The sequence below is a fragment of the Streptomyces durbertensis genome (assembly GCF_014156695.1).
GTDB lineage: Bacteria > Actinomycetota > Actinomycetes > Streptomycetales > Streptomycetaceae > Streptomyces > Streptomyces durbertensis.
Genome location: NZ_WMLF01000030.1, coordinates 1 through 23,493, shown reverse-complemented (window position 1 = coordinate 23,493; position 23,493 = coordinate 1). Strand labels below are relative to the sequence as shown.

The following is a 23,493-nucleotide window of genomic DNA, read 5'->3' as shown; positions in this document are numbered from 1 at the left end:
CCGCCGACCCCCGCCGCCCGCCGCGCCGCCCGGGCTGTCCAAGGGGTGGACGGTGCGGGGTCGGGGAGCGGACCGCCCGCCCAGCTCCGGTACCGTTGTGCCCAGCGGGGTTCTACCGGACAACTGAGGGACATATGGGACTCACCATTGGTGTCGACATCGGCGGTACGAAGGTCGCGGCCGGCGTAGTCGACGAGGCCGGCAACATCCTTGAGACCAGCAAGGTGCCGACCCCGCAGACCACCGAGGGCGTGATCGACGCGATCGCCGACGCGGTCCGCACGGCGAGCGCCGCCCACCGGGTGGAGGCCGTCGGCATCGGCGCCCCCGGCTACGTCGACGACAAGCGCGCCACCGTCCTGTTCACGCCGAATCTCACCTGGCGGCACGAACCGCTGAAGGACCTGGTGGAGCAGCGGGTCGGCCTGCCGGTCGTCATCGAGAACGACGCCAACGCCGCCGCGTGGGGCGAGTACCGCTTCGGCGCCGGCCAGGGCCACGACGACGTCATCTGCATCACCCTGGGCACCGGCCTGGGCGGCGGCATCATCATCGGCGGCAAGCTCTACCGGGGCCGCTTCGGCGTCGCCGCCGAGTTCGGCCACATCCGGATGGTCCCCGACGGTCTGCTGTGCGGCTGCGGCAACCAGGGCTGCTGGGAGCAGTACGCCTCCGGCAGCGCCCTCGTGCGCTACGCCCGGCAGCGCGCCGCCGCCAGCCCCGACGCCGCCACGCTGCTGCTCGGCCTGGGCGACGGCACTCCGGCCGGCGTCCAGGGCAAGCACATCAGCCAGGCCGCCCGCGCCGGCGACCCGGTGGCCATCGACTCCTTCCGGGAGCTGGCCCGCTGGGCCGGCGCCGGCCTCGCCGACCTGGCCAGCCTCTTCGACCCGGCCGCGTTCATCGTCGGCGGCGGTGTCTCCGACGAGGGCGAGCTGGTGCTCGAACCGATCCGCAAGTCCTACCGGCGCTGGCTGGTGGGCGCCCAGTGGCGGCCGCAGGCACAGGTCCTCGCGGCCCAACTCGGCGGCAAGGCGGGCCTGGTGGGCGCCGCCGACCTGGCGCGCCAGGGCTGAGCGACGCTCACCGCCGAAGTGCCCCGCTTCCCCGGGCGGGGAGCGGGGCACCGGTGTTCGCCCCCCACGGCCGTCCCGGCGCCGTGGCGCCCCCGGGACCCGGGTCAGCTGTACCTCGCCACCCGGTACAGAGCCGCCGGCGCGGCCGGCGCCACCACCTCGGACCGTGCCGCCCCGCGCCGGGAGAAGGTTCCGCCGGAACGGCGTAGCGTGACGGCATGTCAGCGCTCGACGACCTGCCCGCCGCACGCACCGGGCCCGACGGCTCCGCCGTCGTCCGGCTGCTCAGCTACAACGTCCGCTCGATGCGGGACGACGTGGGGGCGCTCGCCCGGGTGATCCGGGCCTGCGCCCCCGACGTCGTCTGCGTCCAGGAGGCGCCGCGCTTCCTGCGGTGGCGGCAGGCCGCCGGGCGGCTGGCCCGGCTGAGCGGCCTCGTGTACGTGACGGGCGGCGCCCCGGCGAGCGGGCCGATGATCCTCAGCTCGCCGCGCCCGGCCGTCGAACGCGCCGAGGACGTGCTGCTGCCGCTCACCCCCGGGCTGCACCGGCGGGGCCTCGCCACGGCCGTGCTGCGGTTCGGCAGGACGGCACGACTGGCGGTGGTCAGCTGCCACCTGAGCCTTCAGAAGGACGAGCGGTACCGGCAGGCCGGCATGGTGCTCGACCGGCTCGCCGAACTGCGGGCCGCCCCCGCCGGCCCGATCGGCGCGGTGGTCGCGGGCGACCTCAACGAGAAGCCCGGTGGGCGGGCGTTCCGACGGCTGACCGGAGAGCTGCGGGACGGCTGGGCCGTCCGCCCGTGGGGTGGCGAGTTCACCTCGGAACCGGCCCGCCCGCACCAGCGGATCGACGCGGTGCTCGCCGCGCCGCCCGTCGAGCTGCTGGGCTGCGGCGTGCCGGTCGGACTGCCGGGGGTCAACGACGCCGATCTGCGGGCCGCCAGTGACCACCTGCCGGTGCTGGCAGCCCTGCGCGTGCCCGGCTGACGGCCGGTCGCCCGCCGTCCGCGACACGCTCCCGGCGGCGGTGGACGGTGAGTATCCCGCCGGTCAGCGCCGACACGGTGGAAAACGCGAGCAGCAGAAGCAGATCCATGGTGTCCCCCCGGACGTCCCCCGATGGCGCGGGCCCCTCGGGCCCGCGTGTGGTCGGCACCATTGTGCCGCCCGGGGGCGGCGCGCACATTGCCCGGTTCCGGCAGTCTCGCGGGCGCCGCGCCTGCCCGGTCGCCCTGCGGGGCCGCGAACGGCCCACGTGTCACACGACCGCGCCGCGCCCCGGGTCGTCCCAGTCCTCGTCGTCCCTGCCGTCGCGCATCCGCGCGACCAGCGTGGCGAAGCCGCCCAGGAAGCCGCCGACGCCCAGGGTCACCACCCACCACGACATCGACCGGCCGAGCAGCACGGAACCGAACAGCAGCGCGGGACCGCCCAGCACGGCGAGCCAGGCGAACCTCGACGTGGTGTCGAGCTTCGGCAGCGGCGGCGGCTCCGGCGGGACGAAGTGGTCGTCCTCCTCCGGCGGTTCGGCGGGCTGCCAGTCCCGGGGCCCGGTGCCGGCGGCGTACACCGTGACACTGCGCACCTGCGGCGGGCGGCCGTCGCCCTCGCCGTCCTTCTCACCGCCGCCCCTCTCGCCGCCGTCACCGTCGCCGGCGGCCTCCTCCGGACGCTCGTCGGCGGGCTCGGCCGCACGCTCGCCGGGAGCCGCGGTCCGCTTCCGCAGGGGGTCGTCGTCCCGCTCCCCGTCCCGGCCGGGCGCGGCGGCGTCCGGCCGTTCGGTCACGTCGCCGCGGGCGACGGGCGGGTCCGGCGACTCCTTGTCGTAGCCGGCGACGATCTGCGCCCAGGCCGCCTCCTCGTCCAGTGGCTCACGGCCCTCGCCGCGTCCCTGCTCACGCTCCGTCACGTGCTGTCATCCTCGTCGCCAGCCGGGTGATGAATCCGTACGAGTCCGCGAAGATGCGCTCCGCGTCGTGGTCCAGTGTGGCCACGTGGTAGCTCTGCTCCAAAACCGTCTCCGTCACGTCCGTCGACGAGACGTTGTCCAGCACCACCTGGGAGTCGCTGGGCGGCACGACGTGGTCGACGCGGCTGTGCAGCACCAGCAGCGGCTGGGTGACCTGCGGCAGCTCCGCGCGTACCAGCCGGAACAGGTTGCGCGCCGAGTAGGCGGCGTGCAGCGGCACCCGGTCGTAGCCCGTCTCCGCGACACCCGGCTTCCTGATGTCGCTGGCGATGCCCTTCGTCGAGGTCACCAGGTGGCGCGCCAGCGGCAGCGCGTAGCCCTGGAGCTTCGGGAACGTCGTCGCCGGGTTGACCACCACCACGCCGGAGATCGCGTCGCCGTGCCGGGCCGCCAGCCGCAGCGACAGCGCCCCGCCCATCGACAGTCCGGCGACGAAGACCTGCTCGCAGCGGTCGAGCAGGACCCGCAGCTCCCGGTCGACGGTCGCGTACCAGTCCTGCCACCCGGTGTGCTGGAGGTCCTGCCAGCGGGTGCCGTGGCCCGGCAGCAGCGGCAGCGAGACGGTCAGGCCCTGCTCGGCCAGGTACCGCGCCCAGGGGCGCATCGACTGCGGCGAGCCGGTGAAGCCGTGGCACAGCAGCACACCGGTCGTCGATCCCTCGTGGTACATCGGCTCGCACCCGGGAAGCAGCACCGTGATCTCCGTTCGGGAGGCGTGGAAGAAGCGCGGGACAGCGGGACTGCCAACCTACCGGGCCGGGTGACCGGCTGGTAGCCCGACCGTGGGGCGGACGGGAGCGCGGGGAGCGGGACGCGCCGGGCGGGTTAAGGTTCTGCACGTCAGACTCAGGAGGTCCCCCGCTTGTTGTACGGCGCCATGAAGCTGTCCATCGGCAACTCGCTCAAGCTCGCCTTCCGCCCGTGGGTGGAGGGCCTTGAGCACGTTCCCGCCGAGGGGCCTGCCATCCTCGCGAGCAACCATCTGTCCTTCTCGGACTCCTTCTTTCTGCCGGCGGTCCTCGACCGCAAGGTCACGTTCGTGGCGAAGGCCGAGTACTTCACCTCCCCGGGCGTCAAGGGGAAGCTGACGGCCGCGTTCTTCAAGGGCGTCGGCCAGCTCCCCGTCGACCGCTCCGGGGCGCGCGGCGCCGCCGAGGCGGCGATCAAGAGCGGGATCGAGGTGCTGGAACGCGGTGAGCTGTTCGGTATCTACCCCGAGGGCACCCGCTCCCCGGACGGCCGGCTCTACCGGGGCAAGCCCGGCGGCCTCGCCCGCGTCGCGCTGGCCACCGGCGCCCCGGTCATCCCCGTCGCGATGATCGACACCGAGAAGATCCAGCCGCCCGGCAAGGTCGTGCCCAAGCTGATGCGGCCGGGCATCCGGATCGGCAAGCCGCTGGACTTCAGCCGCTACGACGGCATGGACGGCGACCGGTTCATCATGCGCTCGCTGACCGACGAGGTCATGTACGAGATCATGAAGCTCTCCGGTCAGGAGTACGTCGACATGTACGCCACCGCCGCCAAGCGGCAGCTCGCCGAGGCGGCCAAGCGCCGCGAGGAGTGACCGCGGCCGGTGCCGGCCGGGGCGGGCCGCTGGCATGATGGGCGACCGGGGCGCCCGGACGACGGGCGAGTGAGGGCGGGGCGGGGGGAACGGTATGGCAAAGCCGGACGCGGCACACGAGCCGGTCTCCATCGAACGCCCGCTGTGGCGGGCGCTGGCCGGCTACCGGGTGCTCACCCTGCTCTACGCCATCGGCGTCTTCCTCTTCCACCACCACCTCCACCAGGCGTACGGCCGCCCCCTGGTCGGCGCGGTCTACCTGGCGTTCCTCGCCGTGTGGACGTTCGCCACGCTGCGGGCGGTCTCCTCCGCCGAACGCTGCACCAACCGCTTCCTCGCCGCGGACTCCACGGTGGCGATCGGCGGCATCCTGCTCAGCCCGGTCGCCGACACGCACGCCCAGGTGAGCCCGACGCTGCCGTCCGTCTGGGTGGCCGGCACGGTGCTGGCGTTCGCGATCCGGCTCGGTTGGCGCTGGGCGGCCGGCGCCTCACTGGTGGTCGGCGTGGCCAACGTCGTCGAGGAGGTCGGTCTCACCCGGGACACCGTGCACAACGTGCTGCTGGTGACGATCGCCAGCATCGGCATCGGCTACGTCGTGGAAGTGGCGCGATCCAGCGAGCGGGCCCTGGCCGAGGCGCTGCGCATCGAGGCCGCCGCCCGGGAGCGGGAGCGGCTGGCGAGGGACATCCACGACGGGGTGCTCCAGGTGCTCGCCATGGTGCAGCGTCGGGGCGACGCGCTCGGCGGTGAGGCGGCGGAACTGGGCCGGCTCGCCGGGGAGCAGGAGGTCGCCCTGCGCCACCTGGTCGCCGGCGGCCTCGGCCGGCACTCGATCGCCGCCGCTGCCGCACCTGTGACCGCTGCCGCCGCCGTCGGAGCCGAGGAGGAGCAGCCGGCCGATCCCGAAGCCCCCCGCGATCTCGGCGAGTTGCTCGCCGCGCGGGCCGGGACGCGGGTCAGCTTCAGCGGGCCGGGCACACCGGTGGTGGTGCCGGGCACGGTCGCGCGTTCGCTGGACGCGGCGGTGGCCGCCGCACTGGACAACGTCCGACGGCACGCGGGCGAGGACGCCCGCGCCTGGATCCTGCTGGAGGACGAGCCGGAGGCGGTGTGGGTCACCGTCCGCGACGACGGCCCCGGCATCGCGCCGGGCCGACTGGCCGCCGCCGAGTCGGAGGGCCGGATGGGCGTGTCGCTGTCGATCCGGGGACGGCTGCGCGAACTCGGCGGCACCGCCGAGTACGTGTCGATCCCCGGGCAGGGAACGGAAGTGGAGCTGAGGGTACCGAGATGAGCGAGGTGCACGGCGTGCCGACGCCGGTACGGGTGATGGTCGTCGACGACCATCCGATGTGGCGTGACGCGGTCGCCCGCGACCTGGCGGCGGCCGGCTTCGAGGTGGTCGCCACGGCGGAGGACGGCCCGCAGGCGGTCCGCCGGGCCCGGGCCGCCGAACCCGACGTGCTGGTGCTCGACCTCAACCTTCCCGGGCTGCCCGGGGTCGAGGTCTGCCGGCAGGTCGTCGGCGCCGGCGGCGGCCCCCGGGTGCTGGTGCTGTCCGCCAGCGGCGAGCACGCCGACGTGCTGGAGGCGGTGAAAAGCGGCGCCACCGGGTACCTGCTCAAGTCGGCGGGCGCGGAGGAACTGATCGACGCCGTGCGGCGGACCGCCGTCGGCGACGCGGTGTTCACCCCCGGCCTGGCCGGCCTGGTACTCGGCGAGTACCGCCGGCTGGCCGCCGAGGACGGACGCCGCACCGAGGAGGAGTCCGAGGCGCCGCGCCTGACCGACCGCGAGACCGAGGTGCTGCGCCTGGTCGCCAAGGGGCTGTCGTACAAGCAGATCGCGGAGCGCCTGGTGATCTCGCACCGCACCGTGCAGAACCATGTGCAGAACACGCTGGGCAAACTCCAGTTGCACAACCGCGTGGAACTGGTGCGGTACGCCATAGAGCGCGGGCTGGACGGCTGACCGACCGCCGGACCGGCCCCGCACGACACGTCGACCATCGAGGAGGAGACGAGGATGCGGATCGGAGTGCTCACCGGCGGCAGCGACTGCCCCGGACTGAACGCCGCCCTGCGGGCGATCGTCCGCAAGGGCGTCCAGGAGCACGGTGACACGTTCACCGGCTTCCTGGACGGCTGGGCCGGCGTACTCGACGACCGGACCATTCCCCTGGACATCCCGGCGGTGCGCGGCACACTGCCGCGCGGCGGCACCATCCTCGGCTCCTCCCGCACCGACCCGCTCGCCGGCACCGGCGGCGCGGGCCGGGTGAAGGCCGCGCTCGCCGCGCACGAACTCGACGCGCTGATCGTGCTCGGCGGCGTCAACACCCTCACGGCCGCCGCCCGGCTGGCCGACGAGGAGGGCGTGCCCTGCGTCGGCGTGCCCAAGACCATCGACAACGACATCCAGGGCACCGACTACACCATCGGCTTCGACACGGCCGTCACCGTCGCGACCGAGACCATCGACCGGCTGCACACCACCGCCGAGTCCCACAAGCGGGTGCTCGTGGTGGAGGTGATGGGCCGGGCCAGCGGCTGGATCGCCGTCCACGCCGGACTGGCCGGCGGCGCCAACTGCGTGCTCATCCCGGAACGCCCCTTCGACATCGACCGGGTCTGCGGGTACGTCGAGTCCCGCTTCCGGGCCAGCTACGCGCCGATCGTGGTGGTCTCCGACAGCGCCGTGCCGGCCAAGGGCGAGGTGGAGCTGAACGGACTGTCCGGCGTCGGCGAGTGGCTGGGCCGGGAGATCGAGCGCCGCACCGGACACGAGGCCCGCACCACCGTCCTCGGCCACATCCAGCGCGGCGGCACCCCCACCCCGAACGACCGCTGGCTCGCCACCCGCTTCGGACTGCACGCCGTGGACGCCGTGCACGAGGGCGACTGGGGCGCGATGGTCGCGCTGCGCGGCACCGACATCGTGCGGGTGCCCCTGCGGGACGCCGTCTCCGGCACGCGTACCGTCGACGCCGCGCGCTACGCCGAGAACGAGATCTTCTTCGGCTGAACCCCGCCTCCGGCTCGGGCGGCCGGGGTACCCCGACCGCCCGAGCCGTTGAGGACGGGCAGCGTCAGACGGCGACGGCCGCGCCCGCCAGCAGCTCGGCGAGCTGCCGCGCGCCGCCGGGGCTGAGCACCGACTCCGGGTGGAACTGCGTGCCCGCCACCCCCGGCCCGCGCAGCGCGTACACCTCACCGCTCGCGTCGTCCCGGCTCAGCTCCACCCCGCGCGCCGCGAGGGCGGCGGCCGTGCCGTCGTCGCAGCGCGCGACGAACGAGCTGTAGAAGCCGACCGTCTCCCGCCGCCCGAAGTAGTCGATCTCCCACTGGGCGCCCTGGCGGGGCCGTTCCGTGCGCACCAGCTCCAGACCGAGTTCCGCCGCGATCAGCTCGTGGCCGAGGCAGACGCCGAGCAGCCCGTGCCGGTGCTCGGCCAGCAGCCGAGCCGCGAGCCGCCGCAGCCGACGCATCTTCGGGTCGCTCGCGCACGTCGGGTCACCGGGCCCCGGCCCCAGCACCACCGGGCCCCGGTGGGCGAGCGCCACGCGCTCGACGTCCGGGCTGTCGTGGCGCAGCACGGTCACCTCCGCGCCGGTCGACCGCAGCAGATGGGCGAGCATCGACGTGAACGTGTCCTCGCCGTCCACCACCAGCACCTCCGGTCGCGGTGCGCCGTCGGCCTGCGGGGTCGGCGCGGGCAGGCCGTCCCGCAGTTGCAGCCAGAACGGCGACAGCCGCGAACGCCGCTCGGCGAGCGCGGCCACCACCCGCGGATCGTCCGCCAGCCGCCGCTCGGCCGGACCGCGTGACGGGCGGCCCGGGCGCACGCCGAGCGCGGCCAGCACCCCGGCCGCCTTGGCGTGGGTCTCGGCGACCTCGCCCGCCGGATCGGAGCCGCGCACCAGCGTGGCGCCCACCCCGACCCGCAGCCGCCCGTCGGCGGCGTCGATCTCGGCGGTCCGGATGACGATGGGGGAGTCCAGGGTGGCCGCGCCGCCCGCGTCCCGGCCGAACAGGGCGAGCGCCCCCGAGTAGTAGCCGCGCCCGGTCCGCTCGTGGCGGCGGATCACCCGGCAGGCGTTCTCCAGCGGGCTGCCGGTGACCGTCGCGGCGAACATCGTGCGGCGCAGCACCTCACGCGGGTCGAGGGTGCTGCGGCCCCGCAGCTCGTACTCGGTGTGCGCCAGGTGCGCCATCTCCTTGAGCCGCGGCCCGACGACCACCCCGCCCCGGTCGCCGACCGCGCACATCATCTTCAGCTCCTCGTCCACCACCATGGACAGCTCCTCGGTCTCCTTCCGGTCCGCGAGGAAGTCCAGCAGCGCCTCGACGGTCGGGCCGCCCGGCGGATAGCGGTGGGTGCCGCTGATCGGGTTCATGACGACCGTGCCGCCGGTCATCCGGACGTGCGCCTCGGGGCTGGCGCCGACCAGCGTGCGGTCCCCGGTGTGCACGACAAACGTCCAGTAGGCGCCGCGCTCCTCCGCCAGCAGCCGCCGGAAGAGAGCAAGCGCGTCACGCGGGGTGTAGCCGTCGACGACGCCGTGGAACGTGCGCCGGACGACGAAGTTGGCGCCCTCGCCGGTGGCGATCTCCTCGGCGACGACCCGCCGCACCACCGCCTCGTACTCCGCGTCGGACAGGTCGAAGCCCTCCTCGCGGACGTCGACCCGGTGGTCCGGCAGTACGGCCGTGAGATCCGTCACCGGCAGCTCGTACCGGCGCTCCGGCAGCAGCACGCTCAGCGGGGTGCCGTCATCGTGCGCGGTCAGACCCTGCTCGCGGATCTGCCGGAACGGGACGAGGGCAAGCGCGCCCAGCGGCCCGTCCGTGGGGATGTCGGCCAGCCGGTCGACGTCCCGGACCGAGCCGACCAGCAGCTCGGCCGTGCCCTCGTCGCGCCCGGGCGCCCGCCGGTGCAGCAGCGCGAACGCCGGCGCGTCCGGCCGGCCGAGCCGCCGGAGTACGGCGGCGGTGTCGTGGTCGGTGTCGTGCGCCGGACCGGCGGTGCTGTGGTGCGGTGGCATAAGCCTGCTTCCCTTCGGTGACAACCGTCGAAGGGGGGCCGCACACACGCCGAAGGCCGCCCCTTCGGGCGGCCTCGTGGTGGACTGTCGCGGAAACGCGCAGGTCAGTGGGCCGCCGGGAGGGCGGGCCACAGCCAGGTGGTGTGCTGACGGAGAGTGCGCTGCGCGATCACGCCGTCACCCTACCCGGCCCGGGACACCACGGCGACGGTGTCCCACGCTCCGGACGCCCGGCGTGTCGCGTTCCGGGCCGCCTGGCCGGCGCCGGGGAACCGGTCACCGGGACGTGCCGTCTCAGCAATCGGTCGCCTGCCGGAGCACGCCGACGGACGGCGTAACCTTGGGCACGTGACCGTGAACGCCAAAACCGACGCCAGTGCCCATACCTGGCGAGACCTGCCCGCGGCGCAGCAGCCTGACTACCCGGACTCGAAGGCTCTGCGCGACGTCGTAGCCGAGCTCGAGTCCTATCCGCCGCTGGTGTTCGCCGGCGAGTGCGACCAGCTCAGGGAGCGCATGGCGGCCGTCGCACGCGGTGAGGCGTTCCTGCTCCAGGGCGGCGACTGCGCCGAGGCGTTCGACGCCGTGTCGGCCGAGCACATCCGCAACAAGCTGAAGACGCTGCTCCAGATGGGCGCCGTCCTCACCTACGCCGGTTCGGTGCCGGTCGTCAAGGTCGGCCGCATCGCCGGCCAGTACAGCAAGCCGCGCTCCAAGCCGACCGAGACCCGGGACGGCGTCACCCTGCCGACCTACCGGGGCGACTCCGTCAACGGCTTCGAGTTCACCCCCGAGGCCCGCCACCCGGACCCGCAGCGGCTCAAGCGCATGTACCAGGCGTCCGCGTCCACGCTGAACCTGGTCCGCGCCTTCACCACCGGCGGCTACGCCGACCTGCGCCAGGTGCACGCCTGGAACCAGGACTTCGTGAAGAACTCGCCCTCCGGCCAGCGCTACGAGGCGCTGGCCCGGGAGATCGACCGGGCGCTGAACTTCATGAACGCCTGCGGCGTGGACCCGGAGGAGTTCAAGACCGTCGAGTTCTTCGCCTCCCACGAGGCGCTGCTGCTCGACTACGAGGGCGCGCTGACCCGCACCGACTCCCGCAGCGGCAAGCTCTACGACGTCTCCGGCCACATGGTCTGGGTCGGCGAGCGCACCCGGCAGCTCGACGGCGCGCACATCGAGTTCGTCTCCCGCATCGAGAACCCCGTGGGCGTCAAGCTCGGCCCGACGACCACACCCGAAGAGGCGCTGACCCTCATCGACCGCATCGACCCGGACCGCACCCCGGGCCGGCTCACCTTCATCACCCGGATGGGCGCCGACAAGATCCGCGACCGGCTCCCCACCCTGGTGGAGAAGGTCGCCGCCTCCGGCGCCCAGGTGGCCTGGGTCTGCGACCCGATGCACGGCAACACCTTCGAGGCGGCCTCCGGCCACAAGACCCGCCGCTTCGACGACGTGCTCGACGAGGTCAAGGGCTTCTTCGAGGTCCACAAGGCGCTCGGCACCCACCCGGGCGGCATCCACGTGGAGCTGACCGGTGACGACGTCACCGAGTGCGTCGGCGGCGGCGACGAGATCTTCGTCGACGACCTCCACCAGCGCTACGAGACCGCGTGCGACCCGCGCCTCAACCGCAGCCAGTCCCTGGACCTGGCCTTCCTGGTCGCGGAGATGTACCGCCACCAGTAGGGCCTACCGGCCCGTCAGGGCCGACACCCCGCACGACGCCGCAGGGCGCGGATCCCCCGATCCGCGCCCTGCGGCACGTCTACTTCTTGCCGGGCGCGTAGTAGTCGCCCAGCATCGCCTGGACCCACTCGGGCTGGCGGACCTCGCCACGAGGTCCCATCTCGGCGAACCACGGCTTCACCTCCAGCACGGGCGTGCCGTCGACGGCGTCCAGCCCCTCGACGTGAAGATCGAGCCCGTCGGCCTTCACCAGCCGGCACCGCGAGACGCCGAGCCAGTTCAGCCGCCGCATGTTGCGATGCCCGAACACCCCGACCTCCGGCCAGTCGGGATTGTCGCGCGGGCGCCGCGCCCCGAGGTTGAGGTCCGTGGGATCCGTCAGGTGGAACCGGAACACGACCTCCAGGTGGGAGAACTCCTCCAGGCCCTTCGTGGCCTCCGAGGTGAACCGGCCGTCGTCGAGCCGGATGATCGCCTGGGTCCCGCCCCAGTAGTCGTCGGTCGGCTCAACGCGCCCACCGACCACACGCCCCAGCACCTCAACCTCGAACGTCTCGCGGTCTGTCATCGGTTTCCCCTTCCGGCGCAGCGGCCTGTGTGAGCGGAGCAAACGCCGTACTCACGCCTCCTGTTGGCGGGTACCGTCCCAGGTAGACAACCACGCGAGGACGGAGCCAGTATGCCCACACCGACCGACATTGGCACGGGGGCACGGATCGCCGCTTATCGCCGTCTGCACCGCCTGACACAGAAGCAGCTCGCCACAAGGGCGGCGGTGTCGTACTCGCTTCTTGTCAAGGTCGAGCAGGGCCGCCGCCCCGCGTCCGCGTCGCTGATCGCGGCGGTGGCGAGGGCGATGGGCGTTCCCGTGACGACGTTCACCGGGCAGCCGTACCGAGCCGATCAGGCCCGGGACCGTCTCGACGGACCTCTGGCGGACCTCCGTGCCAGTCTCGACAACTTCGACTTCCCCCTCGACGAGCTGCCTGTGCGCGGCCAGGCAGAGATCGCCGCAGACGTGCACAGCGTTCTTCTCGCCCGGCGCGGGGCGAACTTCGGCAGGATCGCCGCCATGGCGCCGCCGCTCATCGACGAGCTGGTCCAGGTGTCGCAGACAGCGACCGGCCGCGCCGGCGAAGAGGCGCACCGCAGCCTGGTCCACGTATACCGGTCGGCCTACGACGTGGCCTACGGCCTCGGTCTGTCGGACCTGGTGTCACTGCTGCTGGCCCGCATGGACTATTCCGCCCAACGGGCCGGCGATCCCTACCTCATGAGCCTGTACGGCTACATGCGGGCCTACGCCACGTTCGCCACCGGCAGGCACGAGGTCGGACGGAAGATCATCGCCAAGGCGCGTGAAGGAATCGAAGCGGGCGTGCGGGCCAGGGAGGTACCGGCACTGTGCTCGGCCGGGAACCTGCACCTGCGGGCGGCGATGCTCGCCACCAGGCAGGGCGACGGCGACACCGCCCGGGGCGAGCTCGCCGAAGCCCGCGAGATGGCCGACCGGTTGAGCAGGGAGGTCGTCGGCGGAACCGGAGACGGCGCCCACATCCAGTCGTTCGGGCCGACGAACGTCGCGATCCACGCGGCGTCGATCGAGATGGAACTGGGCAACCACGCCCAGTCGTTGCAACTGGCCAAGCAGGTGCGGCCCCCGAAGGACTACTTCCCCGACCGGCTCGGACACTTCTGGATCGACACGGCCCGCTCCCAGCTCTGGACCGGGAAGACGGACGCCGCGCTCGCCTCTCTCCTCACCGCCCGGAAGGTCGCCCCCCAGCAGGCCAAGTACCACCCCGGTGTACGGGAGACGGTGGCCGGACTCGTGCGCGCCACTCGCCGCACCCCCGAGACGCTCATCGGCTACGCCTCCTGGTGCGGCCTCCAGCTCTGACCCGTCGGTGTCACACAGCGCCCCGTAACTGTCACAAAATGTGCCAGTTACGGGGCGCTGTCGCGCGTTGACTGAACGATGACAGCGCTCCGCTCGTCCGGGCGGGCGAACCCACCGATCAAGGCTGAGACCTCCATGACCAACCCGGAGAGCACCTCCGACCGTCGTACTTCAGACCGTCGCACTCCCGAGCGTCCCGAGCTCCCGCTCCGCGTCCCCGGCGCGGGCCTGCACCCGGAGCAGCCCTCCGCCGAACTCCTCGCCCGCGCCGCCCACGGCTGGGAGCTCTTCCTCTCCCGCTGCGCCGCCGCCGACAACAAGGACGGCCGGGACGACGCGGCCGAGGAGAGCGGGCGGTGACCGGCGTGGCCGAGCCCCCGCCGCCCACGTGGCAGGACATGGGACGGGACGTCGATCTGGCGCTCGCGCTCGCGCAGGGCCGGTCGACCGGCCCCGCCGCAGACGAGGTCCGCAGACGGCTGCGCTCCTACATCACCCTGCTGGCCGACCCGGCGGAGGCGCCGCGCGAGGCCTCGCGGACACCCACGCCAGGGACATCGCGACCGCCACGGTCGACCACGCCCGTGCCCTCGCGCGCGACGACCAGCGGCCCGCCGACCCGGCCAGCCTCCTGCGTTCCCTCGCGAAGAGCACCCACTACCTGATGCGCTACGCCGCTCGCGCCCAGCAGCAGAGCCGCAACCATGACCGTGCCGGCCACTAGAGTTGGCCCGCACGTCCTGTTCAACGAAGAGGAGGACGACCCGTTGCGACGCCGAGAACTCCTGGCAGCTTTGGCCGCAGCCACTACCGGCACGGTCCTTGGTTCTCCAGCCGCCGCTCGCGCGGCGGAGCCGACCCCGTCCGCCGTCGCTGCGGCGGTGCGCGCGTCTCGGGCGGACTTCAGCGCCTGCCGTTACGACGCCCTCTCCCGTGCCCTTTCGGCGCGGATCGCGCTCGCCGAGTCGCTCGGTTCCCAGGGACGCCCTGAGCAGGCGGCGACTGCGGTCGCCAAGCTGTACAGCATCGCGACCCGGCTGTGTATCAAGCTCGGCGAGGACGGGCTGGCTCCCGTCACCGCCGATCGGGCTCTCAGCGCAGCCCTCGGTGGCGCGGACGCCGTCACCGTGGCCGAGGCCCACCGCATGGTGTCCTCCACCTGGCGCCGCCGGGGCCGCTATGACCGGGCCGTCGATATCGCGGTTGCGGCGGCTCAGGAGCTGGGCGGCGGCCGGAACGTTGATGTCGCCGAGCGGCTCTCGGTTCAGGGCGACCTGTACGCCACCGCCGCCTACACGGCGGCGAAGCAAGGAGACCGGGACACCGCGCAGGGCCTCATTGCCGAGGCTGCGGCGATCGCTGGTCGGCTCGATCACGGCGGGCCGAGCCAGGTGGTCCTGCACCAGGTATCGGTCAGCTACCTGCTGGGAGACGCGGGGGAGGCGATCGAGCACGCCCGGCGCGTTGATCCGGCCGGTTTGCCCAGCGCGGAGCGGCGGGCCCGGTACTGGATCGATGTAGCCCGAGCTTTCAGCCAGTGGGGGAAGCCGGACCGGTGCTACCGGGCGCTGCTTGCCGCCGAGCGCGCGGCGCCGGAGGAGGTTCGGCGCGGGTCCGTTCGCGTCATGGCCGGAGGCCTGATGCGGCACGATCGCACGCTTCCCGGGGTGCGGGCGTTCGCCCATCGTGTCGGGGCGCTCGGGTGACGGGTCGCCGCTGGAAATGATCTGGGGCGCGGATCACAGGGATCCGCGCCCCTGGGGCACGACTACCCCCTGGTGGGCGAGGGTAAGGTTAGGTTAACCTCAGCGTCAGTCCCCAGTGGAGGTGAAACCGCGTGTACATATGCTCCTGCTTCGGCGTCACCGAGCAGCAGGTCCGTGAGCACGCGGCGGCCGGGGCCTGTACGCCCCGGCAGATAGCCTCCGCCTCCAAGGCCGGGACGGACTGCGGCTCCTGTGTGCGGCGTATCCAGGGCCTGCTCGGCAGGGGTTGCGCCAAGCGGGAGCAGAGCGCGCCGGACACCGCCGCCGCGCTGGTGCAGGACGCCGCCGAGCCGCCCGCCCGTACGGGCGGCCTGGTGCCGGCCGTGACGGTGCCGACCATGGGTGGGTCGGTCGCACGCGGCGAGGCCGCGCCGGTGAGCGCTGCCGCCGCCGCCTGACGGCGGCGCCTCTCAGCTGCTCGGCTGCTCGATCAGCTGGGCGATGTACAGCGGCTCGCCGAGCTTCTCCACCAGTTCCAGCTGGGTGTCGAGATAGTCGATGTGGTGTTCCTCGTCGGCCAGGATGTCCTCGAAGATGTTCGCCGAGGTGATGTCGCCCTTGGCGCGCATGACCTCGATGCCGCGCTTGAGCCGGTCGATGGCCTCGACCTCGATCTGGCGGTCGGCCTGGAACATCTCCGTCACGGTCTGGCCGACGCGTACGTGGAACAGCCGCTGGTAGTTGGGGAGCGCGTCGAGGAAGAGGATGCGGTCGGTCAGCGTCTCCGCGTGCTTCATCTCGTCGAAGGACTCGGCCCTGGTGTACTTCGCGAGCTTCGTCCAGCCGTTGTTCTCCTGCATCTTGGCGTGCAGGAAGTACTGGTTGATCGCCGTGAGTTCGGCGGTCAGCTGCTCGTTGAGGAATTCGATGACCTCGGGGTCGCCCTGCATAGCTGCGGGCTCCTTCCGGAACGCTCGGGAGGTTACTGTGCGCCGCATCTTCGCACTGAGACGTGGATCACGTCCAGTAAGACCAGGCTTACCGAATTTGCCCTTCTTTTGAGGTGATTCACCCCTTGTGCGGGGGTGTGCGCCGTCGGGTGTCCGGCGTGGTGCGGAGCACCCCGTGCGGTCTGTCACCATGGATTCATGGGTCATCCGGACAGTGAGGGGACAGGGCACGCGCAGCTACCGCCGGGGCAGCGGCGGCAGCGGGGTTGGCCGGTCACCCACTACGGGCCGGTGCCCCGGTTCCGTCCGGACCGCTGGGAGTTCCGCGTCTTCGGCGCCACCGCTGACGGTGACAAGCACTGCTGGACGCACGAGGAGTTCAGCGCCCTCCCGTACGAGACGGTCACCGGCGACCTGCACTGCGTCACCAAGTTCAGCATGCTGGACGTCGAGTGGGGCGGGGTGCCCGCCCGTACCGTGCTGGAGCTGGCGCCGCCGGCGCCGGAGGCCACCCACGTCATGGTGTGGGCCGAGTACGGGTTCAGCTCCAACCTGCGGATGTCGGACTTCGACGCCGAGAGCACGCTCTTCGCGACGCACCGCGCGGGTGAGCTGCTGACCGCCGAGCACGGCTTCCCCGTCCGGCTGGTCGTGCCGCACCTGTACGCCTGGAAGGGGCCGAAGTGGGTGCGCGGCGTGGAGTACATGACCGCCGACCGGCGCGGCTTCTGGGAGGAGCGCGGCTACCACAACATCGGCGACCCGTGGCGGGAGCAGCGCTACTCCTACCAGGAGAAGGCCGGCGAGGGCCCGGAGCTCTGAGCCCGCCCCGGTCTCAGGCCGGGTGTGCCGACTCGCGCAGCCGTTTGAGGTGCAGGACGTCCGCTTGGTGGCCCTCCGGGCCGCCCGGCGTCTCGATGACCAGCGGCACGCCCGCCGTCTCCGGGTGGCGGAAGAGCTCCGCGAACGGTTCCGCGCCGATGTGACCGGCCCCGATGTTGGCGTGCCGGTCCTTGCGCGCGCCCGCGACGTCCTTGGAGTCGTTCGCGTGGATCAGCTTCAGCCGGCCGCCTCCGGTGACGGACACCAGCTCGTCGAGCAGCAGCTTGGTCCCGCCGGGGGCCGCGAGGTCGTGGCCGGCGGCGAAGACGTGGCAGGTGTCCAGGCAGACGCCCAGCTTCGGGTGGTGGTCGAGGGCGTCGAAGTACGGGCCGAGGTCCGCCACGAGCGAGCACAGCGAGGAGCCCTGGCCGGCGGTCGGCTCCAGCAGAAGCCACGGGTCGTCGTCGTGGGTCAGCTCGTCCAGCAGGGGGAGGACCAGCTCGCGGACCTGCGCCAGGGCGACCTCGCGGGTGCGGCCGCCGGTCGCCGACCCGGTGTGCACGACCACGCCGGCCGCGCCGATGTCACGGCCGCGCCGCAGCGAGTGCCGCATCGAGACGACCGACCGCGTGGCGGTCTCGGGGGAGTGCGAACCGAAGTTGATCAGGTAGGGCGCGTGGACGAAGGCCGGCAGGGGCGTGGCGGCGCACTCGGCGCGGAACGCCTCGTCCTGGCGGGGGTCGCCGGGCGGGGTGGCCCAGCCGCGCGGGTTGGCCACGAAGACCTGGACGGCCTCCGCCTCCAGTGTGGCGGCGTACGACAGCCCGGTGGCGGCGAGGCCGCCCGCGACGGGGACGTGGCCGCCCACGGGATTGCGCCGGACGGCCGGAGCGACCGGGTCGATGGGGGAGGGGTTCACAGCTCCAAGGGTGCCAGGCGCCGACGCCGGCCGGCGGAGCAGGTCCGCCGGCCGGCCGTCGTGAAGGGGGCCCGGCTGTGCCGGGCGGGGGCGCGCCGGGCCGGTCAGTAGGCGCTGAAGACGTTGTCGATCGAGCCGTAGCGGTCGGCCGCGTAGTTGCAGGCGGCGACGATGTTGGCGACCGGGTCGTACTGGCTCTTCGTGGTGCCCGCGACGTGGTAGTGGTCGAAGGTCGGCTTGATCACCTGGAGCAGGCCGATGGACGGCACGCCGTTGCGGGCGTTGATGTCCCAGTTGTTGATCGCGTTCGGGTCACCGCTGGACTCGCGGATGATGTTGCGGTGGATCCCGTGGTACGAGCCGGGGATGTTGTTGGCCTTCATGATGTCCATGGCCTCGCGGATCCACCCGTCCAGGTTGTTCGGGTAGCTGCGCGGCACGGAACGGCTGGCGGCCTGCTGGGTCTTCTGGTTGCGCTCGGCGGCGGCCTTGCGGGCGGCGTCCGCCTTGCGGGCCTGCTCGACCTTGCGGGCGGCCTCGGCCTTGCGTGCCGCTTCCGCCTTGCGGGCTGCTTCGGCCTTGCGTGCGGCGTCCGCCTTGCGGGCCTGCTCGGCCTTGCGGGCCTCCTCGGCCTTCTGGCCGAGCTGGGTCTTGCGGGCTGCCTCCGCCTTGGCGGCGGCGACGGCCTTGGCGGCCTCGGCCTTCTCGGCGGCCTCCTTCTCGGTGGAGGCGCGCTTCTCGGCCTCGGCGAGCTGGCGGCCGAGGTCGCTCTGCTGCTCGGGTATGCCGGCGGGCAGCAGGACCGGCGCGGCGGGCTCGGCGACGGCCCGGACCTGAGTGGTTTCCGACGTGCTGTCCGGGGTAAGGCTCATCGCGAGGCTCGCGACACCGGCGGCCGCCGCGACACCGATCGCGGTGAACTTCTGGCTCTTGGTGACGGCGAGGCGCTGGCGGGGAATCTTGAACTCGGGCATGGCGAAGTGGACCTCTCACAGTGCTCGGGGTCGCTGGGCCGGGCGGCGGTGAACGCCGATGGTGGATCCACGGCGCCGTGCGACGACGAGAATTGTTAGCGGCCGGAAATTCGCGTGGCAAAGGTGTGACGTACTACGCCCGCTAGTGGGAACGCGTCCGGAATCACCCGGTCTGCCAAGGGGAAGAACCGGACAGACGCCACTAATCCCGCTCGTAGGTGATGTGCGCCCTATGCCCGGGATCACAGCGGGGGTACCCCGGTCTCACGATGAGACGTTGCGGAAGCACTCACCGTCAGCGGGTCGGGCCGCCCGGCGCGGACCGCGCCGGGCGGCGGGTGTCAGCGCACCCAGATGGTGATCGAGGAGCCCTTCGCGGCCTGCTCGCCGCCGTCCACGGACTGGCTGAAGACCGAGCCGGTGAAGAAGACGCGCCGGACGGTGACGTCGAAGCCGGCGGCCTTCAGCAGCCTGACGGCCTCGTCCTCGTCCTTGCCGACGACGTCCGGGACGGTCACCATCTCCGGGCCCTTGGAGAGCGTCAGGGTCACCGTGTCGCCGCGCGCGCCGGTGGCGCCCGCCTCGGGGGACTGCCGGACCACCTCGCCCGGCTTCCGCTCGGAGTGCACCCGCTCGGCGGCCACCTTCACCTTGAAGCCGGCGCCGGTCAGGGCCTCGCGGGCCTCCGCCGCCGGCAGCCCGGTGACCGTCGGCACCTCCAGGCGCTCGCCCTTGGAGACCACCAGCGACACCGCCCGGCCGGGCCGCAGCGAGCTGCCGGCCTTCGGGTCGGTGGAGACGACGGCGCCGCGCGCCACCTCGTCGTCGAAGGCGCGGCTGACGGTGGCGGGCACCAGCCCGGCATCCCGCAGCCGCTTGCGGGCCTCGGCCAGCGGCAGGTCCCGCACCTTCGGCACCTTCACCAGCTCGGGTCCCTTGGAGACGGTGATGGTGACCGTCGCGTTGCCCCGCACCCGGTCGCCGGGTCCGGGGTCGCTGGCCATCACCAGGCCCCGGTCGACGGTCGTGCTGAACTCCTGGGTGACCCGCACCCGCAGCCCGGCCTCCGTCAGCGTGCGCTCGGCGTCGGCCTGCGGCAGCCGCAGCACGCTGGGGGTCTGGGTGAACTGGCCGGAGTTGATGTACCAGACACCGGTGCCGATGCCGAGCACCAGCAGCACCGCGCCGACCAGCGCCAGCAGCCGCCGCCGGCCCTCCAGCAGGGCACGCGGCCCGCGCGGACCGGCCGGCGGCGGGTCGGCGGGCAGCGGCGGCAGCACGCTCGTGTGCTCCGCGCGCGCCTCGGGCAGCGGCCGCCGGATCACCTCGGTGACCCCGTCGTCCGCGCCCTTTGTCATCTTGACGCCGCGCCTGGTCGGCTCGGAGCCGGGGTCGGTGCCGTCGCCGCTCTCCGGGGCGGCGGCCTCCTCGGCGCCTTCGGCGTGCTCGGGGTCCTCGGCGGGCGCCTTGTCGTCCGCGCGGCTCGGCGGCTCGGCGTCCAGCTCGGCGTCGGTCAGGTCCGCGCGGACGGTACGCAGGTCGTGCAGCAGCTCGACGGCGTCCGCCGGGCGCCGGGCCGGGTCGCGGTCGGTGGCGCGCTCCACCAGCCCGTCCAGCGCGAGGGCCAGCCCCGGCACCCGGGACGACGGCGGCGGCACCGGCCGGTTGAGGTGGGAGTAGAGGATCTGCGCGGGCGTGCTGCCCGTGTGCGGCTTCGCGCCGGTCAGCGTCTCGAACAGCATCACGCCGCAGGCGTAGACGTCGACCGGGGTGCCGGCGCTGCCGTCCTCGATCTGCTCGGGCGCCAGGTAGGAGACGGTGCCCATGACGGACGTCGTCGACGCGGCCGTCTGCGCGTCCACCGCGCGGGCCAGCCCGAAGTCGGCGACCTTCACCCGGCCGTCGTCCCCGATGAGCACGTTCTCCGGCTTGACGTCCCGGTGCACGAGGCCGGCCCGGTGCGCGGCGCCGAGCGCGGCCAGCACCGGCTCCAGCACGTCCAGCGCGGCCCGGGGGCTCAGCGCGCCGCGCCGCCCCAGCAGGTCGCGGAGGGTGCAGCCCTCGATGTACTCCATCGCGAGGTAGACGTAGGTGCCGTCGGTGCCCTGGTCGAACACCCCGACGACGTTCGGGTGCGCCAGCCGGGCGACCGACTTGGCCTCCCTGATGAAGCGCTCGACGAACGCGGTGTCGGCGGCGAGCGCGGGATGCATGACCTTGAGCGCGACCACCCGGTCGAGCCTGGTGTCCGTCGCCCGGTACACCGTGGCCATACCGCCCACGGCGATCCGCGCCGCCACGCGGTACCGGCCGTCGAGCGTCTGGCCGACGAGGGGGTCCTGAAGGGTCGCATCCACAGCAGCAGAGTGTACGAGCCGGTAGGGCCGCCGACGCCGGGCAGGGCGCCCGAGAGCGCCCACTGAAGCACAACGGTGACACGTCGGCGACACCCCGCCCGGGCGGCCGCGTGCTCAGGAGAAGGCGGGCCGCTCCGGATCGAGGTGGGCGACACCCTCCGTCGGGGAGGACGCCTGCGCGAAGTGCCGGCGGGGGATGCGGCCGGCGAGCGCCGCCAGCCGGCCGGCCTCCACCGCGTGCCGCATCGCACGCGCCATCAGCACCGGCTCCTGCGCCCGGGTCACCGCCGAGGCGAGCATCACCGCCGCGCAGCCCAGCTCCATCGCCAGCGCCACGTCCGAGGCGGTGCCCGCTCCGGCGTCGAGGATGACCGGGACCCCGGCCCGCTCGGTGATCAGCTGGAAGTTGTGCGGGTTGCGGATGCCCAGGCCCGAGCCGATGGGCGAGCCCAGCGGCATGACGGCCGCGCAGCCGACGTCCTCCAGCTTCCGGGCGAGAACGGGATCGTCGTTGGTGTACGGGAGCACGGTGAAACCGTCGTCGACCAGCGTCTCGGCGGCGTCCAGCGTCTCGACCGGGTCGGGGAGCAGGGTGCGCTCGTCGGCGATGACCTCCAGCTTGACCAGGTCCGTGCCCAGCGCCTCGCGGGCCAGCCGGGCGGTGAGGACCGCCTCGCCGGCGGTGTAGCAGCCGGCGGTGTTGGGCAGCACCGCGATGTCCAGCTCGGTCAGCACCGACAGCACCGAGCCGCGCACCCCGGGGTCGAGCCGCCGCATGGCCACGGTGGTCAGCTCGGTGCCGGAGGCGTTCAGCGCGTGGCGCAGCACCTCGAGGCTCGGCGCGCCGCCGGTGCCCATGATCAGCCTGGAGTCGAAGCGGTGCCCGCCGAGCACCAGCGGTTCCTCGGCGGTCGCGGCCGCCGTGGACGCTGCCGTCTCGGTCGTGTCAGCCGTCTCAGCCGTCATCGTGCTCAGCCTCCCTGTACGGCGGTGAGGACCTCCACGCGGTCCCCGTCGCTCAGTGCCGTGCTCGCCCACGCGCTGCGCGGGACGACGCTCTCGTTGACGGCGGCGGCCACCCCGCTGGTCGCGGTGGTGAGGCCGGCGACCAGTTCCGCCAGGGACGTCCCCTCCCGCGCAGGCCGCTCCTCGCCGTTCACCCGGATCCTCATACCGTCTCCTCCTGCCTGCTCGCGGCGCCGACGCGCACGGCCCCGGCCCGGTCGCCGCTGCCGCCGGCTCCCGCGAACCGCAGCGGGGTGAACGGCGCCGCCACCGGCGGCAGTTCACCGTCCACCAGCGCGGCGGCCAGCGCGTCGCCGGTCACCGGCGCCAGCAGCACCCCGTTGCGGTGGTGGCCGGTGGCCAGCAGCAGGCCCGGCAGCGCGGTGGCGCCCAGCAGCGGCGCGTTGTCCGGGGAGCAGGGCCGCAGTCCCGCGCACGTCTCCACCAGCGGCAGCTCGGTGATGCCCGGCACCAGCTCGTGGGCGTCGCGCAGCAGCTCGTAGACGCCGCCGGCGGTCACCGTGGTGTCCCAGCCCAGCTCCTCGCTGGTGGCGCCGACGACCAGCTCCCCGCTCTCGCGCGGAACGAGATAGAGCGCGCCGCCGCGCACCACGGCCCGCACCGTGCGGGACAGGAAGCGCCCGTACGCGGCGCCGGCCGGCATCCGCAGCCGCAGTACCTGGCCCTTCACCGGCCGTACCGCCGGCACCACGTCCGCCGGTAGGCCCGCCAGCCGGCCGCTCTCGCTGCCACCGGCCAGCACCACCCGGTCGGCGGCCAGCTCCCGCCCGTCCGACAGGACCACGCCCGTCGCCCGTCCGCCGTCCGTGCGCAGCCCCTCGGCCCGGACGCGGACGAACTCCACCCCGGTCCGCTCGGCGGCGCGCAGCAGCGCGGCCACCAGCAGTCGGGGGTCGACCTGGTGGTCGCCGTCCACCCGCAGCCCGCCGCGCACCCCGGGCGCCAGCATCGGCTCCAGCCGCCGGCACTCGCGGCCGGTCAGCCACTGGGAGTCGAGGCCGCAGCGGTTCTGGAGGGCGTGCAGCTCCCGCAGGTGCGCCCGGTCGTCGGCGTCCAACGCCACGGCGAGCGTGCCGCAGGCCCGGTAGCCGACGACGGACGGGTCGGCGGCCCGGCCGCTCGCCTCGGCGAGTTCGGCGGCGAACTCCGGGTAGCGGCGGGCGGACTCCAGGTTCAGCGAGAGCAACGTCTCCTCGCCGTAGTGCAGTTCGGTGACGGCCGCCAGCATTCCGGCCGCCACCCGGGCGGCGCCGTGGCCCGGTTCCGGGTCCACCACCTGGACCCGTACTCCTCGCTGGGCGGCCCGCCAGGCCGTCACCAGGCCGATGACACCGCCACCGATCACGCAGACACGCATGGGTACTCGGCTCCTCCCTTCGCCGGAATGACCCGGATCAGGTTCCTACGGTCGGAGGCCGCCAGCCTCCCTCTCAGCCCGGTCCGCCGGGCTCCCGCGAGTGCATTGCGCCCCACCCTACTA

General features: G+C 73.3%; 23 protein-coding genes and 1 riboswitch. Of the genes, 12 read left to right on the top strand and 11 right to left on the bottom strand.

What is annotated here, in order from left to right:
• Positions 1–134: 134 nt before the first annotated feature.
• Positions 135–1,076: an ROK family glucokinase gene (locus GL263_RS03725; protein WP_143649742.1), complete on the top strand. Its 942-nt coding sequence runs from the start codon at positions 135–137 to the stop codon at positions 1,074–1,076.
• Positions 1,077–1,294: 218 nt separating this feature from the next.
• Positions 1,295–2,065, top strand: a complete 771-nt coding sequence (locus GL263_RS03720) for an endonuclease/exonuclease/phosphatase family protein (RefSeq protein ID WP_182854106.1) — start codon at positions 1,295–1,297, stop codon at positions 2,063–2,065.
• Between the two features lie 271 nt (positions 2,066–2,336).
• Here GL263_RS03720 and GL263_RS03715 read toward each other — a convergent pair whose 3' ends face one another.
• Both GL263_RS03715 and GL263_RS03710 read right to left on the bottom strand, forming a co-directional pair.
• Positions 2,337–2,987, bottom strand: coding sequence for a hypothetical protein (locus GL263_RS03715; RefSeq protein ID WP_182854105.1), 651 nt, complete (start codon positions 2,985–2,987; stop codon positions 2,337–2,339).
• Entirely contained in the window at positions 2,974–3,717 is a 744-nt protein-coding gene (locus GL263_RS03710) for an alpha/beta hydrolase (RefSeq protein ID WP_182854108.1), read from the bottom strand. The genes GL263_RS03715 and GL263_RS03710 overlap by 14 nt, the downstream gene beginning before the upstream one ends.
• A 207-nt stretch (positions 3,718–3,924) precedes the next feature.
• Here GL263_RS03710 and GL263_RS03705 point away from each other — a divergent pair, with 207 nt between their 5' ends.
• The 4 genes from GL263_RS03705 to GL263_RS03690 all read left to right on the top strand — a co-directional run bounded on the left by GL263_RS03705 (position 3,925) and on the right by GL263_RS03690 (position 7,641).
• Positions 3,925–4,614 (top strand): lysophospholipid acyltransferase family protein, encoded by a 690-nt coding sequence (locus GL263_RS03705; RefSeq protein WP_182854107.1) that lies wholly within the window; start codon positions 3,925–3,927, stop codon positions 4,612–4,614.
• A gap of 94 nt (positions 4,615–4,708) precedes the next feature.
• On the top strand, positions 4,709–5,911 hold the full coding sequence (gene macS / locus GL263_RS03700) for a MacS family sensor histidine kinase (RefSeq protein WP_182854104.1): 1,203 nt from the start codon (positions 4,709–4,711) through the stop codon (positions 5,909–5,911).
• Entirely contained in the window at positions 5,908–6,588 is a 681-nt protein-coding gene (locus tag GL263_RS03695; RefSeq protein WP_182854103.1) for a response regulator, read from the top strand. Before macS ends, GL263_RS03695 begins: the two co-directional genes overlap by 4 nt.
• Positions 6,589–6,642: 54 nt before the next feature.
• Positions 6,643–7,641 carry an ATP-dependent 6-phosphofructokinase gene (locus GL263_RS03690; protein WP_182854102.1) on the top strand — a complete coding sequence of 333 codons (999 nt, stop codon included), beginning with the start codon at positions 6,643–6,645 and terminating at the stop codon, positions 7,639–7,641.
• 64 nt (positions 7,642–7,705) lie between these two features.
• Here the strand turns inward: GL263_RS03690 and GL263_RS03685 are convergent, their stop codons facing one another.
• The gene (locus GL263_RS03685) at positions 7,706–9,661 is read right to left on the bottom strand and encodes an anthranilate synthase family protein (protein ID WP_182854101.1); all 1,956 of its coding nucleotides are present in this window, start codon (positions 9,659–9,661) and stop codon (positions 7,706–7,708) included.
• Positions 9,662–10,009: 348 nt separating this feature from the next.
• On the opposite strand from GL263_RS03685, the gene GL263_RS03680 reads away from it, so the two are divergent.
• Positions 10,010–11,359, top strand: coding sequence for a class II 3-deoxy-7-phosphoheptulonate synthase (locus tag GL263_RS03680; protein WP_182854100.1), 1,350 nt, complete (start codon positions 10,010–10,012; stop codon positions 11,357–11,359).
• 79 nt (positions 11,360–11,438) lie between these two features.
• Here GL263_RS03680 and GL263_RS03675 read toward each other — a convergent pair whose 3' ends face one another.
• Entirely contained in the window at positions 11,439–11,927 is a 489-nt protein-coding gene (locus GL263_RS03675) for an SAM-dependent methyltransferase (protein ID WP_182854099.1), read from the bottom strand.
• 111 nt (positions 11,928–12,038) lie between these two features.
• On the opposite strand from GL263_RS03675, the gene GL263_RS03670 reads away from it, so the two are divergent.
• The 4 genes from GL263_RS03670 (at position 12,039) to GL263_RS03655 (ending at position 15,423) form a co-directional block, all read left to right on the top strand.
• Positions 12,039–13,259: a helix-turn-helix domain-containing protein gene (locus GL263_RS03670; protein WP_182854098.1), complete on the top strand. Its 1,221-nt coding sequence runs from the start codon at positions 12,039–12,041 to the stop codon at positions 13,257–13,259.
• Between the two features lie 135 nt (positions 13,260–13,394).
• Complete coding sequence (locus tag GL263_RS03665) at positions 13,395–13,619, top strand: hypothetical protein (RefSeq protein ID WP_182854097.1); 225 nt, start codon at positions 13,395–13,397, stop codon at positions 13,617–13,619.
• A gap of 344 nt (positions 13,620–13,963) precedes the next feature.
• Complete coding sequence (locus tag GL263_RS03660) at positions 13,964–14,965, top strand: XRE family transcriptional regulator (RefSeq protein ID WP_182854096.1); 1,002 nt, start codon at positions 13,964–13,966, stop codon at positions 14,963–14,965.
• 131 nt (positions 14,966–15,096) lie between these two features.
• Entirely contained in the window at positions 15,097–15,423 is a 327-nt protein-coding gene (locus GL263_RS03655; RefSeq protein ID WP_182854095.1) for a (2Fe-2S)-binding protein, read from the top strand.
• 12 nt (positions 15,424–15,435) lie between these two features.
• Here GL263_RS03655 and bfr read toward each other — a convergent pair whose 3' ends face one another.
• A complete protein-coding gene (gene bfr, locus GL263_RS03650; protein WP_182854094.1) occupies positions 15,436–15,915 on the bottom strand; it encodes a bacterioferritin in 480 nt (159 codons plus the stop codon).
• Positions 15,916–16,113: 198 nt separating this feature from the next.
• On the opposite strand from bfr, the gene GL263_RS03645 reads away from it, so the two are divergent.
• Complete coding sequence (locus GL263_RS03645; protein WP_182854093.1) at positions 16,114–16,737, top strand: sulfite oxidase-like oxidoreductase; 624 nt, start codon at positions 16,114–16,116, stop codon at positions 16,735–16,737.
• Positions 16,738–16,750: 13 nt separating this feature from the next.
• On the opposite strand, the gene GL263_RS03640 is transcribed toward GL263_RS03645, so the two are convergent.
• The 6 genes from GL263_RS03640 to thiO all read right to left on the bottom strand — a co-directional run bounded on the left by GL263_RS03640 (position 16,751) and on the right by thiO (position 23,370).
• A complete protein-coding gene (locus tag GL263_RS03640; protein ID WP_182854092.1) occupies positions 16,751–17,656 on the bottom strand; it encodes a deoxyribonuclease IV in 906 nt (301 codons plus the stop codon).
• 104 nt (positions 17,657–17,760) lie between these two features.
• Positions 17,761–18,630 carry a transglycosylase SLT domain-containing protein gene (locus GL263_RS03635; protein ID WP_182854091.1) on the bottom strand — a complete coding sequence of 290 codons (870 nt, stop codon included), beginning with the start codon at positions 18,628–18,630 and terminating at the stop codon, positions 17,761–17,763.
• 341 nt (positions 18,631–18,971) lie between these two features.
• A complete protein-coding gene (gene pknB / locus GL263_RS03630; protein ID WP_182854090.1) occupies positions 18,972–20,987 on the bottom strand; it encodes a Stk1 family PASTA domain-containing Ser/Thr kinase in 2,016 nt (671 codons plus the stop codon).
• A gap of 114 nt (positions 20,988–21,101) precedes the next feature.
• Complete coding sequence (locus GL263_RS03625; protein WP_182854089.1) at positions 21,102–21,953, bottom strand: thiazole synthase; 852 nt, start codon at positions 21,951–21,953, stop codon at positions 21,102–21,104.
• Positions 21,954–21,958: 5 nt separating this feature from the next.
• On the bottom strand, positions 21,959–22,159 hold the full coding sequence (gene thiS, locus GL263_RS03620) for a sulfur carrier protein ThiS (protein ID WP_182854088.1): 201 nt from the start codon (positions 22,157–22,159) through the stop codon (positions 21,959–21,961).
• A complete protein-coding gene (gene thiO / locus GL263_RS03615) occupies positions 22,156–23,370 on the bottom strand; it encodes a glycine oxidase ThiO (RefSeq protein WP_182854087.1) in 1,215 nt (404 codons plus the stop codon). Before thiO ends, thiS begins: the two co-directional genes overlap by 4 nt.
• Positions 23,367–23,478, bottom strand: a riboswitch (TPP riboswitch). It overlaps the preceding gene by 4 nt.
• Between the last annotated feature and the right edge of the window lie 15 nt (positions 23,479–23,493).